Genomic DNA, 14,732 nt, shown 5'->3' with positions numbered 1-14,732 from the left:
AGGACGCCCGTGGATGGCTTGCCGCGCGCTGGGCGCGGCTACTCGGAGGACCTATGATCGTTCGCCCCGTGCGCAGCAGCGACCTGCCCGCACTGATCGCCCTGGCGCGCCGCACCGGCGCCGGCCTCACCTCGCTGCCGGCCAGCGAAGAGCGCCTGGCCCAGCGGGTGGTCTGTGCCGAGAAGTCCTTCCATGGCGAGGCCGAGCGCGCCGACGCCGATTATCTGTTCGTGCTGGAGACCGACGCCGGCGAAGTGGTCGGCATTTCTGCGATGAACGGCGCCGTCGGCCTGCGCGAGCCCTGGTACAACTTCCGCGTCGGCCTGACCGTGTGCGCCTCGCGTCAGCTGGGCATCCACCGCCAGGTGCCGACCCTGTTCCTGGCCAACGACCTGACCGGCAACACCGAGGTCTGTTCGCTGTTCCTCAGCGCCGACTACCGTCACAGTGGCTTGACCGGCCGGCTGTTGTCCAAGGCGCGCTTCCTGTTCATCGCCGAGTTCCGCGAGCTGTTCGGCGACAAGGTGATCGCCGAGATGCGTGGCATCTCCGACGACGATGGCCGGGCGCCGTTCTGGGAAAGCTTGGGCCGGCATTTCTTCAAGATGGAATTCTCCCAGGCCGACTACCTCACCGGCGTGGGCAACAAGGCGTTCATCGCCGAGCTGATGCCCAAGTTTCCGCTGTACACCTGCTTCCTCTCCGAGGAGGCGCGGGCGGCGATCGGTCGCGTGCACCGTGAAACCGAGCCGGCGCTGACCATGCTGCGCGCCGAGGGCTTCACCTATCAGGGCTACATCGACATCTTCGATGGTGGCGCTGCCCTGGAGTGCGAGACCGGCAGCATCCGTGCGGTGCGCGACAGCCAGACACTGGTGCTGGCGATCGGCACCCCCGGCGACGAGGCGCCGCAGTTCCTTATCCACAACCGCAAGCGCGAGGACTGCCGGATCACCGTCGGTCAGGCGCGGGCGGTCTCCGGCGCGCTGGTGGTGGATGCCGTCACCGCGCGGCGCCTGCGTCTGAATGCCGGCGCCCAGGTGCGTGCCGTGCCGCTGTACGCCCAGGCCGGCGGGCGCTGACGGGCACTGGACGCGGCGCTGCAAATCCTTAAGCTGAACGTCGTTTATCCATTTCTGCCAGTCGAGCGAGTCCTTTTCCATGAGCGAAAGCCTGCCCCTGATCCTTGAAGATGCCCACGGCGAACGCCGGGAAACCCACAGTGCGCGGGTTGCCGTGCGCCTCGAAGGCCGCGAGCTGTGGTTCGAGGCCGATGGCATGGGCGGGGTGACCATCTACGCCGAGTCGCTCGAGGGCGAGGCCGAGATCCCGCTGCTGGTGGTGCGCCCCCAGGCGGTCAACCAGGTGTCGCTGAGCGTCGAGCTGGAAGCGGCCGAGGCGCTCGAGAACGAGCATGACCACGAGCATGGCGCCGACTGCGGCTGCGGCCATCAACACTGAGTCGCTCGCTGCCCGGTAGCGGCGGCTATGCTTGGGTGGACTGCCTGCCGTAGGGAGTGCGCCTCATGCTTGCCTTGGGCAAACTGCTCGAGCTGACCCTCACCGGGCGCGAGCCGTCGGAAAAGATCCAGCTGTGTGCCTCCGGTGCACGCCTGCAGTGGCGGACCGACGGGGTGCTGGAGGTCGACCCGCCCGCCGGGTGCGACCTGGGCATCGATCTGCTGTTGTCGGCCGGCCTGCACGGTGACGAGGTCGCGCCGGTCGAGCTGCTCGAGCACCTCCTCCACGACATCGCTTCCTGCCGCCTGCAGCCGGCCGTGCGCCTGCTGCTGGTGCTGGGCAATCCCGCCGCCCTGCGCGCCGGCGTGCGCTGCGTCGGCTACGACCTCAATCGCCTGTTCGGCGGCCAGCAGCCGGCGGTCAGCGGCCCGGAAGCCCTGCGCTCGGTGGAACTGGAGCTGCAGGCCGAGCTGTTCTTCGCCCGCCCCCAGCGTCGCCGGCTGCATTTCGACCTGCACACCACGCGGCGCTCATCGCGCGTGGAGCGCTTCGCCCTGTGGCCCGCCGGCGGCGCTGCGCCGACCCGCGAGCAGATCGCCTGGCTGCAGCGCTCGGGCTTGCAGGCGCTGCTGCTGCGCAGCCTGAATTCCGGCACTTACTGCGCCTTCACCGCCAGTCGCTTCGCGGTCGAAGCCCTGACCTTGGACACCTGCCCGCCGCCGAACTCGGATACTCCCGACCTCGGCCGTCTGGAAGACTGGCTGCGCGCCCTCATCGAGGGGCGCGAGGCGCTGCTCGAGGCGTCGTCCGAGCCGCTGCAGCTGTTTCGCATCGAGCGCGAGATCGGCCGGCCGATCGCGGAGCTGAATCCGCAGGCGGGCAGCGCGGCGGACAATTTCCTCGTGCTGGAGCCCGGCAGCCTGCCAGCCGAGGCGGGCGACCCGCGCCAGGGGCAGCTGACGCCGGGCGCGCGCCTGCTGTTCGCCAGCTCCCGGACCCGGTCGGGGCAGTGCGCGGCCTTCCTGCTGGTGCCGATCGGGCCGGACGAAGCCTGCGTCTGAGCGACATCGTCGGTCCCCATACGTCATTCCCGTGCGGAAAACGCGCACGCCGATGCAAGTCGGCGCCGGTTGTTTATATAATGCTCGTCTTTGCCGGCCGTCTGCGCGGCAGTTTGGCATTCGCCGCTGAGGCTCAGTTTCCCGAGACGAATTCATGAAAAGCGCTGAAATCCGTGAAGCCTTCCTCCGCTTCTTCGAAGAGAAGGGGCACACCCGCGTCGCCTCCAGTTCGCTGATCCCGGCGAACGACCCGACCCTGCTGTTCACCAACGCCGGCATGAACCAGTTCAAGGACTGTTTCCTCGGCCTCGAGAAGCGCGCCTACACCCGCGCCACCACCAGCCAAAAGTGTGTGCGTGCCGGCGGCAAGCACAACGATCTGGAGAACGTCGGCTATACCGCGCGCCACCACACCTTCTTCGAGATGCTGGGCAACTTCAGCTTCGGCGACTACTTCAAGCGTGACGCCATCGCCTACGCTTGGGAGTTCCTCACCTCGCCGAAGTGGCTGAACCTGCCCAAGGAAAAACTCTGGGTCACCGTCTACGCCAGCGACGACGAGGCCTACGACATCTGGACCCAGGAAGTCGGCGTGCCGGCCGAGCGCATGGTGCGCATCGGCGACAACAAGGGCGCCCCCTACGCCTCCGACAATTTCTGGGCGATGGGCGACACCGGCCCGTGCGGCCCGTGCACCGAGATCTTCTACGACCACGGCGAAGGCATCTGGGGCGGCCCGCCCGGCTCGCCGGAAGAGGATGGCGACCGCTACATCGAGATCTGGAACAACGTGTTCATGCAGTTCAACCGTACCGCCGACGGCGTGCTGCACCCGCTGCCGGCGCCTTCGGTGGATACCGGCATGGGCCTGGAGCGGATCAGTGCCGTGCTGCAGCACGTCCACTCCAACTACGAGATCGACCTGTTCCAGAACCTGCTGGCCGCTTCCGCCGCCGCCATCGGCTGCGCCAACGACGGCGCGCCCTCGCTCAAGGTGGTGGCCGACCACATCCGCTCCTGCGGCTTCCTGATCGCCGACGGCGTCACCCCGTCCAACGAGGGTCGCGGCTACGTGCTGCGCCGCATCATTCGCCGCGCCTGCCGCCACGGCAACAAGCTGGGCGCCAAGGGCACCTTCTTCCACAAGATCGTCGCCGCGCTGGTCGCCGAGATGGGCGATGCCTATCCGGAACTCAAGCAGCAGCAGGCGCAGATCGAGCGCGTGCTGAAGAACGAGGAAGAGCAGTTCGCCAAGACCCTGGAGCAGGGGCTGAAGATCCTCGAGCAGGATCTGGCTTCGCTGTCGGGTAGCGTCATCCCCGGCGACGTGGTGTTCAAGCTGTACGACACCTATGGCTTCCCGGTCGACCTGACCGGCGACATCGCCCGCGAGCGCGAGCTGTCCATCGACGAGGAAGGCTTCGAGCGCGAGATGCAGGCCCAGCGCGAGCGTGCCCGCTCGGCCAGCGCCTTCGGCATGGACTACAACAGCCTGGTCAAGGTCGACGCCGACACCCTGTTCACCGGCTACGAAGGCACCTTTGGCCAGGGCAAGGTGCTCGCCCTGTTCAAGGGCGGCGCCGCCGTCGAGCAGCTGCGTGAGGGCGAGGAGGGCGTGGTGGTCCTCGACCGTACCCCGTTCTACGCCGAGTCCGGTGGTCAGGTCGGCGACTGCGGCTACCTGAGTGACGCCGATGGCGCGCGCTTCGACGTGCGCGACACCACCAAGGCCGGCGGCGCCCACCTGCACCACGGCGTGGTCGCCGAGGGCGGCCTGCGCGTCGGCCAGGCGCTGGAAGCCCAGGTCGACGCCTCGGTACGCAGTGCCACCGCACTCAACCACTCGGCCACCCACCTGCTGCACGAGGCGCTGCGCCGCGTGCTCGGCGAACACGTGCAGCAGAAGGGCTCTCTGGTCAACAGCCAGCGCCTGCGCTTCGACTTCAGCCACTTCGAAGCGGTCAGTGCCGAGCAGCTGAAGACTCTGGAAGCGCTGGTCAATGCCGAGATCCGTCGCAACAGTGCGGTGGAGACCGAGGAAACCGACATCGAGTCGGCCAAGCGCAAGGGTGCCATGGCCCTGTTCGGCGAGAAGTACGGCGACACCGTGCGCGTGCTGAGCATGGGCGACTTCTCCGTCGAACTGTGCGGCGGCACCCACGTCAAGCGCACGGGCGACATCGGTCTGTTTAAGATCGTCAGCGAAGGGGGCGTGGCCGCCGGCGTGCGCCGCATCGAGGCGGTTAGCGGCGCGGGCGCGCTGGACTACCTCGGCTCGGCCGAGGAGCAGCTCAAGGAGGCCGCGAGCCTGGTCAAGGGCAGTCGCGACAACCTGCTCGACAAGCTTTCCGCCCTGCTCGAGCGCAATCGTCAGCTGGAGAAGGAAGTCGAGCAGCTCAAGGCCAAGGCGGCCAGTGCCGCCGGCGACGACCTCGCCGGTGCGGCCATCGCGGTGGCCGGGGTCAAGGTGCTCGCGGCGCGTCTCGATGGCCTGGACGGCAAGGCCCTGCTGGCCCTGGTCGACCAGCTGAAGAACAAGCTGGGCAGCGCGGTGATCCTGCTCGGTGGCGAGTTCGACGGCAAGGTGGTGCTGGTGGCCGGCGTGACCCAGGATCTGACCGGCAAGCTCAAGGCCGGCGACCTGATGAAGCAGGCCGCGGCCGTGGTCGGTGGCAAGGGCGGTGGCCGTCCGGACATGGCCCAGGGTGGCGGTACCGATGCCGGCAAGCTCGGCGAGGCGCTGGCGCTGGCCGAGCCGTTCGTGGCAGCGGCGTTCTGATCTGACGGTCGGCCTGCCGGGAGCCACGGCTCTTGGCAGGCTCCGGCTTGACATGTTTAATGGGCGACTTTTTCGCGGTTAGGCGGTATCGAAATGGCATTGATCGTACAGAAATTCGGCGGCACCTCGGTCGGCAGCGTCGAGCGCATCGAGCAGGTGGCCGAGAAGGTGAAGAAGTTCCGCGAAGCGGGACATGACATCGTGGTCGTGGTGTCGGCCATGAGCGGCGAGACCAACCGTCTGATCGATCTGGCCAAACAGATCATGCCGCAGCCGGACCCGCGCGAACTGGACGCCATCATTTCCACCGGCGAGCAGGTGACCATCGGTCTGCTCAGCATGGCGCTGATCAAGCGCGGCGTCCCGGCGGTGTCCTACACCGGCAACCAGGTGCGCATCCTCACCGACAGCGCGCACACCAAGGCGCGCATCCTCGAGATCGACGACCAGCGCCTGCGCGGCGAGCTGGCGGCCGGTCGCGTGGTGGTGGTCGCCGGTTTCCAGGGCGTCGACGAGCAGGGCAACATCACCACCCTCGGTCGTGGCGGCTCCGACACCACCGGCGTGGCTCTGGCCGCGGCGCTCAAGGCCGACGAGTGCCAGATCTACACCGACGTCGACGGCGTCTACACCACCGACCCGCGCGTGGTGGCCAAGGCCCAGCGCCTGGAGAAGATCACCTTCGAGGAAATGCTGGAAATGGCCAGCCTCGGTTCCAAGGTGCTGCAGATCCGCTCGGTGGAGTTCGCCGGCAAGTACAACGTTCCGCTGCGCGTGCTGCACAGCTTCCAGGAGGGTCCGGGCACCCTCATTACCATCGATGAAGAGGAATCCATGGAACAGCCGATCATCTCCGGCATCGCCTTCAACCGCGACGAAGCCAAGCTGACCATCCGTGGCGTGCCGGACACCCCCGGCGTGGCGTTCAAGATTCTCGGCCCGGTCAGTGCCGCCAACATCGAGGTGGACATGATCGTGCAGAACGTCTCGCACGATAACACCACCGATTTCACCTTCACCGTGCACCGCAACGACTACGAGAAGGCCCTGGCCGTACTCAAGCAGACCGCCGAGTCGATCGGTGCCCGCGAGGTGTCCGGCGACACCAACATCGCCAAGGTGTCCATCGTCGGCGTCGGCATGCGCTCCCACGCCGGTGTCGCCAGCCGCATGTTCGAGGCGCTGGCCAAGGAGAACATCAACATCCAGATGATCTCCACCTCGGAAATCAAGGTCAGCGTGGTCGTCGAGGAGAAGTACCTCGAGCTGGCCGTGCGTGCCCTGCATACCGCTTTCGAACTGGACGCCCCGGCTCGACAGGCCGAGTGACGTTCCTCGAGCAAAAGGCGCGGATTTCCGCGCCTTTTGTCGTTTTTGGTCCGGCGAAAGACTTCTAATCTGTCCGAGCTGGTCAATACTTGGGCGACAGCCTCGCAACTATCGGTTGCGCAGGCCTTTAGCCGTTTTTCTTGCAGACAGCTGTCCTGAAACATACGTAAAGGAGAAAAGGAATGCTTATTCTGACTCGCCGGGTTGGTGAGACCCTGATGGTTGGTGACGATGTGACCGTGACCGTGCTGGGCGTGAAGGGCAATCAGGTGCGCATCGGCGTCAACGCCCCCAAGGAAGTCGCGGTGCATCGCGAGGAAATCTACCAGCGCATCCAGAAGGAGAAGGACGAAGAACCAAGCCATTGATTTTTTTTCGATTTTTTATCGATCAAGGCTTTGCAAGCGGGGTTTGCTTGGGTATAGTACGCCCCGTGTTGCGGAGAGGTGGCCGAGTGGCCGAAGGCGCTCCCCTGCTAAGGGAGTACACCTCAAAAGGGTGTCGGGGGTTCGAATCCCCCCCTCTCCGCCATTGATTTTCTTCGTGGAGCTGCAAGCTTCCGAAGTGACAGCCTGGCAAGACAGGCAGCCCTGCGCACTCGTAGCTCAGCTGGATAGAGTACCCGGCTACGAACCGGGCGGTCGGAGGTTCGAATCCTCCCGAGTGCGCCATCTTCGAGACTGTGGCCTGTCGGTCGCAGTCTCAACCAGCAGTGATCTGGCTAAACGTCACCCTACGCACTCATAGCTCAGCTGGATAGAGTACCCGGCTACGAACCGGGCGGTCGGAGGTTCGAATCCTCCTGAGTGCGCCATCTTCGAGAACGTGACCGCAGGTCGCGTGCGCGAACCAGAGGTGATCTGGCTAAACATCACAACGCACTCATAGCTCAGCTGGATAGAGTACCCGGCTACGAACCGGGCGGTCGGAGGTTCGAATCCTCCTGAGTGCGCCATACCCAAAGGGCCTGCAGCAATGCAGGCCTTTTTTTTCGTGCGCCGTGCCGGTATCCCGCCGCGACGTCCGAGCCCTCCCTGCCGGCGATTTGTTGTCTGTGGCCGAGCGGGGGAGTGGTAACATTGCACCTGTCGCCCCTCAGTGGGTCGTGTGGACATCCAGCCATGGACTTACCCAGTAGTCATACCGAACCGCGATTGTTCGTCTGCATCTTGAAAGATTGATCGCCCTCGGTGCGCGTCCCGCCGCTGGGGGACAGGGAGTGCGCAATGACTGAAGCAGAAGCCAAAAAGCCTCAGGAAAGCCTGCAGGATCGCCTGGCCCAGGTGGTCGACCTGCTGCATCGCCACCGGCTGGTGGAGGACCTCGCCCATCGCCAGGAGGGCGAGCACCAGGAACTGGTGGAAAGCCTGGTACACCGGCAGAACCTGGCCGAGCTGCAGCGCAAGCTCGAGGATCTGCACCCCGCCGACATCGCCCACATCCTCGAAGCCCTGCCGCTGGAAGACCGCCTGAGCGTCTGGCAGCTGGTCAAGGCGGAGCGCGACGGCGACATCCTCCTCGAAGTGTCCGATGCGGTGCGCGAATCGCTGATCGCCGACATGGACGATCACGAGATCCTCGCCGCGACCCGTGACCTCGACGCCGACGAGCTGGCCGACCTTGCGCCGGAGCTGCCGCGCGACGTGGTCCACGAGCTGATGGAGTCGCTCGATGCCCAGCAGCGCGAGCGGGTGCGTTCGGCGCTGTCCTACGAGGAGGATCAGGTCGGCGCGCTGATGGACTTCGAGATGGTCACCATCCGCGACGACGTGACCCTCGAGGTGGTGCTGCGCTACCTGCGCCGGCTCAAGGAGCTGCCCGGGCATACCGACAAGCTGTTCGTGGTCGACTACGACGGCATCCTGCAGGGCGTGCTGCCGATCAAGCGGCTGCTGGTCAACGATCCCGACAAGAAGGTGGCCGAGGTGATGGCCACCGACCCGGTGACCTTCCATCCGGACGAGGATGCCTACGATGCCGCCCAGGCCTTCGAGCGCTACGACCTGATTTCGGCGCCGGTGGTGGATCGCAACGACAAGCTGATCGGCCGTCTGACCATCGACGAGATGGTCGACCTGATCCGCGAGGAAAGCGAAACCGAAGTGCTCAACATGGCCGGTCTGCGCGAGGAGGAGGATATCTTCGCCTCTGTGTGGAAGTCGCTGCGCAACCGCTGGGCCTGGCTGGCGATCAACCTGATCACCGCCTTCCTCGCCTCGCGTGTGATCGGTCTGTTCGAAGGCTCGATCGAGAAGCTGGTGGCCCTGGCGGCACTGATGCCGATCGTCGCCGGCATCGGCGGCAACTCCGGCAACCAGACGATCACCATGATCGTGCGCGCCATGGCGCTGGATCAGGTGGGCACCGGCAACACCATGCGTCTGCTGCGCAAAGAGCTGGGGGTGGCGCTGATCAATGGCGTGGTGTGGGGCGGAGTGATCGGCGGCGTGGCCTGGTCTCTGTATGGCAGCTGGTCGCTCGGCGTGGTGATGACCGGCGCGATGACCCTCAACCTGCTGCTCGCCGCCCTGATGGGGGTGCTGATCCCGATGACCCTGCTGCGCATGGGGCGTGATCCGGCGATGGGGGCCAGCGTGATGATCACCGCGGTCACCGACAGCGGCGGGTTCTTCATCTTCCTCGGTCTGGCGACCCTGTTCCTGATGTAGTGGTCGCCTGCATGAAAAAAGCCGCCTCGAGGCGGCTTTTTTCATGCAGGCGTAATCAGTTTTCCTGGTTGGCGGCGCTATGGCCGAGCAGGGCGATCAGGGCGCTCTGCTGGGGTTGCGGCAGCTGGCGAAAGTGCAGCAGCAGCTCGCGCTCGTGCGGATGCAGTTCGCCCTGAGTCGGAGCGCTGTCGCTAGCCTGGGGCAGGTTGCCCTCGGCCAGCAGGGTCTTCTCCAGGCGGGCGATGATTTCCGAATTCATGCTGCGGTGATAGTGGCGGGCCACTTCGGCGATGCGCGCGCGCATGCCCTCCGGAAGGCGAACGACAAACTTGTCGGCGCTCCGACTGGAGCGGGAGGGGAGGCTCTGTTTCATTGGCTGTCGATAACCGGTTTGTCAGTGGGTTCTCTCAGGGAGACACAGGAGTAGCAAGGGTATGACCACGCCAGGTCGGTTCCGTTCATCTCATCCGCATCGACCCGCCGTATTCGATCTCCATGTTCGATCCTTGATCAGGGGTTCGGGCGTGGCGGGAGTGTGACCGCTGGTGGCTGGCTTGGCCAGTTTGCGGTCCTGAAATTGCGATTGATTCTGCATAGCTGTGCGCTCCCGCGCTCCATCTTGCCGCTGGCCGGCGATCAGTGCGGTACAGGGCATGACAACTCGAATCTCGTCGTTTAACATCGCCCGCCGATGCGCCTGTAGCTCAGCTGGATAGAGCGACCGCCTCCTAAGCGGTAGGTCGGGGGTTCGAATCCCCCCTCGCGCACCATCTCTTGATTTGAGTCAAAAGGGCAGGTTGCTGAAATGTGACCCTTTTGCTTTTGTGTCCGTGGTGCATGCAAAGTGTGCCGTTGGCGACGGTCAGCCGAAACTGGCTGTCTGGCATGCATCACTCCGGCCCCGCTGCCTGCTGCGACAGTCTTGCCTCCGCCGATCATTTTTTCCCCACTGCAGTGAGATGGATTCCCTTGAGGGGATGCGGATGAGTCGTCTGTTCAGTTTGCGCGCCCTGCTGTTGAGTGCCTTCCTGGGGTTCGGCTTGCTGGTGTCCGCCTACCAGGTGGCGTCGGTCTACCGCCATTCCCTGCAGGAGGCGATGGCCGAGCTGGAGATCACCACCGACTTCATTGGCCATTTCCTGGCCGGCGGCCTGGAGCAGGGCGGGCCGGCGTCGATCGAGCGGCTTGGCCATCTGTTCGCCGAGCACCTCAATCACCCCTCGCTGGTCTATGCCGCCGTGGTGGATGGCGGTCGGCACATGCGTTCGCTCAGCCTGCCCCAGGGGGCGATGCGCATGCCCCTGAGCATGCCGCAGATCGAGCATCTGTTGCATCAGCGTGGCGACTGGGAAGCGACTCACCTGCAATGGCTGGAGCGCGACGAACTGCTCCTCGGCGCCTATCCCATCGATCCGCACGCGGGAGTGGATGGGGGCGTGGTGGTACTGGTGATGCGCACCGACGGGTTGCGCGAGAACGCCTGGGGGCGAACCGGCGAGCAGCTGCTGCTGCTGCTGCTGCCGCTGCTGCTGTTGGCGGTGTTGCTGGCCTGGTTGCTCAAGCGCCTGCTCACCGACCGCATCGAGGAGCTGTTGCAGGATGTGCGGCGCCTGAGTCGCGGGCGGATCAGCCAGTTGCCGGTGCTGGGCAACGACGAGGTCAGCCAGCTGGCGGCCGAGTTCGGCCAACTGATGCAGAAGATGATCAGCGCCCGTGACTACAACGAATATCTGCTCGACTGCATCCCCAGCCCGGTCTGGCAGGTCGATCCGCAGCAGCGCTGCGTGTACGTCAACGCCGCCTGGATGGCCTTCACCGGCTGCAGTCGCGCCGAAAGCCTGCAGGAGGGCTGGTGGCAGGCCGTGCATCCCGACGACCGCGCGCTGCTCGAACCGTTGCTGGTGGCCGGGACGGGCGGCTGTGGCGCGGACTTCGCCCGGCGCCTGCGCCTGCGCGCGCGCTCCGGTCGCTACCACTGGATGCAGTTGCACTGCGAGCCGCTGGTGGGGCGCGAGGGGGGCTTCAATGGCTATCTGAGCAGTGCCTTCGACATCCAGGCCGAACTGGACGCCGGCGTCGAGCTGCAGGCCAACGAGGCGCGTTTCCGCGGCCTGGTCGAGCAGTCGCTGGTGGGGGTATACGTGCTGCGCGAGGGGCACTTCGAGTACGTCAACCCGCGCATGGCCGAATGGTTCGGCTACAAGCCGCAGGAGCTGGTGGCGCGCTCGCTGCTGGATCTGGTCACCGAGGGCGACCGCGAGATGGTGCGCGAGATGCTCGACAGGCGCGAGCGCGGCGAGCTGCGCTCGGCGCATTACGAGTTCCGCGCCCTGACTCGCGACGGCCGCGAGTTCGTCGCCGAGGCCTTCGGTACCCGTATCGAGCTGGATGGCCTGCCCGCGATCATCGGCACCCTGCTGGATGTCACCCAGGGGCACAAGGACCGCGAGACGGTGCAGGCCGTGGTGGACGCCGTGGTGGCCAGCCCGATGGTCATGCTGCGTCGCGAGGTGCGCATGGGCTGGCCGGTGCAGTTCGTCTCCGCCAACGTCGGGCGCTGGGGCTATTCCGCCGAGAGCCTGACCGAGGGGCAGCGCTGGTTCACCACCCTGATCCACCCCGACGACCTGCGTCAGGTGATCGAGGAGGTCGAGCGCTGCATCTTCGAGGAGCGTCCGGAGTTCGTCCTCGAGTACCGCATCCGCACTGGCATCGGCACCTTCATCTGGGTCGAGGACTACAGCCGGGTGCACCGCGATACCGCCGGCCAGCCGCTATTCCTCGAGAGCCTGCTGATCGATATCTCCGCACGCAAGGCGGCGGACGAGAAGCTGCGCCATGCCGCTGCGGTGTTCACCAATGCCCGTGAGGGCGTGGTGATCACCGACACCACGCCGAAGATCATCGCGGTCAACCGTGCCTTCTGCGACATCACCGGCTACGAGGAGCAGGAGGTGATCGGTCGCAACCCCAGCGTGGTCAGCTCCGGGCGGCAGAGCAGGGAGTTCTATCGCGACATGTGGGCGGCGCTGATCGGCGAGGGGCACTGGCAGGGCGAGGTGTGGAACCGGCGCAAGTCCGGCGAGGTGTTCCCGCAGTGGCACAGCATCAGCGCGGTACGCGACGACAAGGGCAAGTTGACCAACTACGTGGCGGTGTTCAGCGACATCTCCCAGCTCAAGGAGTCCGAGGCGCAGCTCGAGCGCCTGGCCCACTATGACCCGCTGACCGAACTGCCCAACCGCATCCTCGTGCAGTCGCATCTCAACGGTGCGATCGAGCGGGCGCGACGCCTGCATTGCAAGGTGGCGGTACTGTTCCTCGATCTCGACGGCTTCAAGCGGGTCAACGACAGCCTCGGGCACTCGGTGGGCGACGAACTGCTGGTGCTGATCGCCAGCCGCCTGCGCCAGCGCATTCGCGCCGAGGACATGTTCGCCCGCCTGGGCGGCGATGAGTTCCTGCTGGTGCTCGAGGGTATCGGGCATCCCGAGGAAGCGGCGCTGGTGGCGCAGGATCTGATCGATCTGCTGCAGCAGCCGTTTCGTGTCGGCAGCGGTCACGAGCTGTTCGTCGGCGCCAGCATCGGCATCAGCCTGTTCCCCGACGATGGTCAGGAGATGTCCGAGCTGATCCGCTGTTCCGACGTGGCCATGTACCAGGCCAAGGAGAACGGCCGCAACAACTACCAGTTCCACACCGAGGAGCTGACCCGCGCCGCGGAAAACCGCCAGGCCCTGGAGAGTCGCCTGCACCGGGCGATCACCGCGCAGGAGTTCGAGTTGCACTACCAGCCCCAGGTGGACGTTGCCAGCGGGCGGGTACTCGGTTTCGAGGCGCTGGTGCGCTGGCGCCCGGGCAGTGGCGAGCCGGTCTCGCCGGCGGTGTTCATCCCGCTGCTCGAGGAGACCGGGCTGATCCTCGCCCTGGGCGAGTGGGTGCTGCAGGAGGCGTGCAGTCAGGCGATGCGCTGGCGCGCCGCCGGGCTGCCGGAGGTGCCGGTGAGCGTCAACCTGTCGCCGCGGCAGTTCCAGCATCTGGATGTGGTCGAGCTGGTACGCCGGGCGCTGGAGAGTACCGGCCTGCCCGGTGCTCTCTTGGAGCTGGAGATCACCGAGGGGGCGTTGATGGCGCAGGATCTGACCACCCAGGAGCGTCTTGCCGAGCTCAAGGCCCTGGGCGTGCATCTGGCGGTGGACGACTTCGGTACCGGCTACTCGTCGCTGGCCTATCTCAGCCGTTTCCCCATCGACAAGCTGAAGATCGACAAGAGCTTCATCGACGGCCTCGGGCAGGACGCCCGTGCCGACAAGATCGTCGCCACCATCATCGCCATGGGCCAGAGCCTGGATCTGCACGTGGTGGCCGAGGGGGTGGAGAACAGCGCGCAGCTCGAGCTGCTGCGCGCCCATGGCTGCGATGCGGTGCAGGGCTATCTGACCGGTCGTCCGCTGCCGGCGGGCCAGATCGGCACGCGCCTGGTCGACCAGCCGCTCCCGGCGGCGCTGGTCTGAGGGCAAGGGGTTACTTCGGCAGCATTTCGCGCAGCCAGGCGCACACGTCGGCGGCACCGGCCTGGCGCAGGCCTTCGCCGAGTGCGTTGGCGTCGGCCTGTTCGCGTGGCAGGAGGAGAAACTCCGGGCCGCCACTGTCGCGCAGCAGGTGCAGGCGAGCATAGGGCATGCCGGTGAGCAGCAGGCGCATGAAACGCGCATCGCTCCAGGCGGCCGCCGGCATGGCCAGCACGTGGTAGGCGGCATCCAGCTGGTCGAGGCCGGCACGCTGCAGGCGGTACTCGGTGAGCACGGCCGGCATCTGTACGGTCAGGCCGCGACGGCGCGCGTAGGCCACCGCACAGGCGAAGGCCTGCGGCACCTGTTCGCCGCACCAGAAGTAGCGTTCGTCGCGCCAGTTGGCCTGGCGCAGGTAGAGGATCTCGCCGCTGGCATGATGCGGCAGGGCCTGGGCCAGGGCGCGGCTGAAGTCCTTGTAGCTGATCAGGCGAATGCTGCGGCAGGCCGGCGAGGCGGCGTAATCCTCGAAGCGGATGAAGCGTGCGTCGTGCTCCGGGGTGCCGCTGAGACCGTCTACCCAGCGCAGGTCGAACTCGCTGATCCGCCGCTCGCTTACCAGCACCAGCCCGCGCAGCGCCTGGTGAGCGGCCGCCTTGTCCTCCTGCACCGGGCCTGACAGCGCGCCGCGCGGCAGGTCGGCCAGGCGTTGCAGCGGCGGTCCGTCCTGCCACCAGATGCTGTCCAGCACCTCCGGCAAGGGAGTGAAGGGGAGGCGCAACCTGGCAGCTTGCTCCTGCAGCTGCAGGCTGCCACTGCGCCCGATGCCAATGCGGCGGGCCAAGGCAGCGAAAAGGTTGCTGAATGAAAAAACTGGCATGTTCACGCCCGAATGCTTCCTGCATACCGGTTCGGATTAAGC

At 66.0% G+C, this 14,732-nt stretch carries 10 protein-coding genes and 5 tRNA genes; 13 read left to right on the top strand and 2 right to left on the bottom strand.

The annotated features are described in order from the left end of the window. The first annotated feature begins 53 nt into the window (after window positions 1–53). From astA to mgtE, 11 genes are all read left to right on the top strand, one after another. On the top strand, window positions 54–1,082 hold the full coding sequence (gene astA / locus BLT78_RS12185; RefSeq protein WP_090349230.1) for an arginine N-succinyltransferase: 1,029 nt from the start codon (window positions 54–56) through the stop codon (window positions 1,080–1,082). 79 nt (window positions 1,083–1,161) lie between these two features. Further along, window positions 1,162–1,461: a GTPase gene (locus tag BLT78_RS12180; RefSeq protein ID WP_090349229.1), complete on the top strand. Its 300-nt coding sequence runs from the start codon at window positions 1,162–1,164 to the stop codon at window positions 1,459–1,461. A 65-nt stretch (window positions 1,462–1,526) separates the two neighbouring features. Continuing rightward, a complete protein-coding gene (locus tag BLT78_RS12175; protein ID WP_090349228.1) occupies window positions 1,527–2,522 on the top strand; it encodes a succinylglutamate desuccinylase in 996 nt (331 codons plus the stop codon). A gap of 154 nt (window positions 2,523–2,676) precedes the next feature. Beyond that, entirely contained in the window at window positions 2,677–5,301 is a 2,625-nt protein-coding gene (alaS, locus tag BLT78_RS12170; protein ID WP_090349227.1) for an alanine--tRNA ligase, read from the top strand. A gap of 93 nt (window positions 5,302–5,394) precedes the next feature. Further along, on the top strand, window positions 5,395–6,630 hold the full coding sequence (locus BLT78_RS12165) for an aspartate kinase (RefSeq protein ID WP_090349226.1): 1,236 nt from the start codon (window positions 5,395–5,397) through the stop codon (window positions 6,628–6,630). Between the two features lie 182 nt (window positions 6,631–6,812). Beyond that, window positions 6,813–6,998 (top strand): carbon storage regulator CsrA, encoded by a 186-nt coding sequence (gene csrA / locus BLT78_RS12160; protein WP_090312814.1) that lies wholly within the window; start codon window positions 6,813–6,815, stop codon window positions 6,996–6,998. A gap of 72 nt (window positions 6,999–7,070) precedes the next feature. Next, window positions 7,071–7,161, top strand: a tRNA-Ser gene (locus BLT78_RS12155). Window positions 7,162–7,224: 63 nt separating this feature from the next. Further along, a tRNA-Arg gene (locus BLT78_RS12150) sits at window positions 7,225–7,301 on the top strand. Between the two features lie 66 nt (window positions 7,302–7,367). Next, window positions 7,368–7,444 (top strand) — tRNA-Arg (locus BLT78_RS12145). 64 nt (window positions 7,445–7,508) lie between these two features. Continuing rightward, window positions 7,509–7,585, top strand: a tRNA-Arg gene (locus tag BLT78_RS12140). 271 nt (window positions 7,586–7,856) lie between these two features. Further along, window positions 7,857–9,299 carry a magnesium transporter gene (gene mgtE / locus BLT78_RS12135; protein WP_090349225.1) on the top strand — a complete coding sequence of 481 codons (1,443 nt, stop codon included), beginning with the start codon at window positions 7,857–7,859 and terminating at the stop codon, window positions 9,297–9,299. A gap of 55 nt (window positions 9,300–9,354) precedes the next feature. Here mgtE and BLT78_RS12130 read toward each other — a convergent pair whose 3' ends face one another. Then, a complete protein-coding gene (locus BLT78_RS12130; protein WP_090349224.1) occupies window positions 9,355–9,672 on the bottom strand; it encodes an Arc family DNA-binding protein in 318 nt (105 codons plus the stop codon). Between the two features lie 320 nt (window positions 9,673–9,992). Here BLT78_RS12130 and BLT78_RS12125 point away from each other — a divergent pair. Further along, window positions 9,993–10,069, top strand: a tRNA-Arg gene (locus BLT78_RS12125). A 213-nt stretch (window positions 10,070–10,282) separates the two neighbouring features. Beyond that, window positions 10,283–13,813 carry a sensor domain-containing protein gene (locus tag BLT78_RS12120; protein WP_172830789.1) on the top strand — a complete coding sequence of 1,177 codons (3,531 nt, stop codon included), beginning with the start codon at window positions 10,283–10,285 and terminating at the stop codon, window positions 13,811–13,813. A 10-nt stretch (window positions 13,814–13,823) separates the two neighbouring features. Here the strand turns inward: BLT78_RS12120 and BLT78_RS12115 are convergent, their stop codons facing one another. Continuing rightward, window positions 13,824–14,690 (bottom strand): DUF6685 family protein, encoded by an 867-nt coding sequence (locus tag BLT78_RS12115; RefSeq protein ID WP_172830788.1) that lies wholly within the window; start codon window positions 14,688–14,690, stop codon window positions 13,824–13,826. Window positions 14,691–14,732: the final 42 nt, after the last annotated feature.

Origin of the sequence: Pseudomonas oryzae, from assembly GCF_900104805.1 — a bacterium.
GTDB classification, from domain to species: domain Bacteria; phylum Pseudomonadota; class Gammaproteobacteria; order Pseudomonadales; family Pseudomonadaceae; genus Geopseudomonas; species Geopseudomonas oryzae.
The sequence above is the reverse complement of the archived record's forward strand: the minus strand, read 5'-3'. Positions and strand labels throughout refer to the sequence as shown.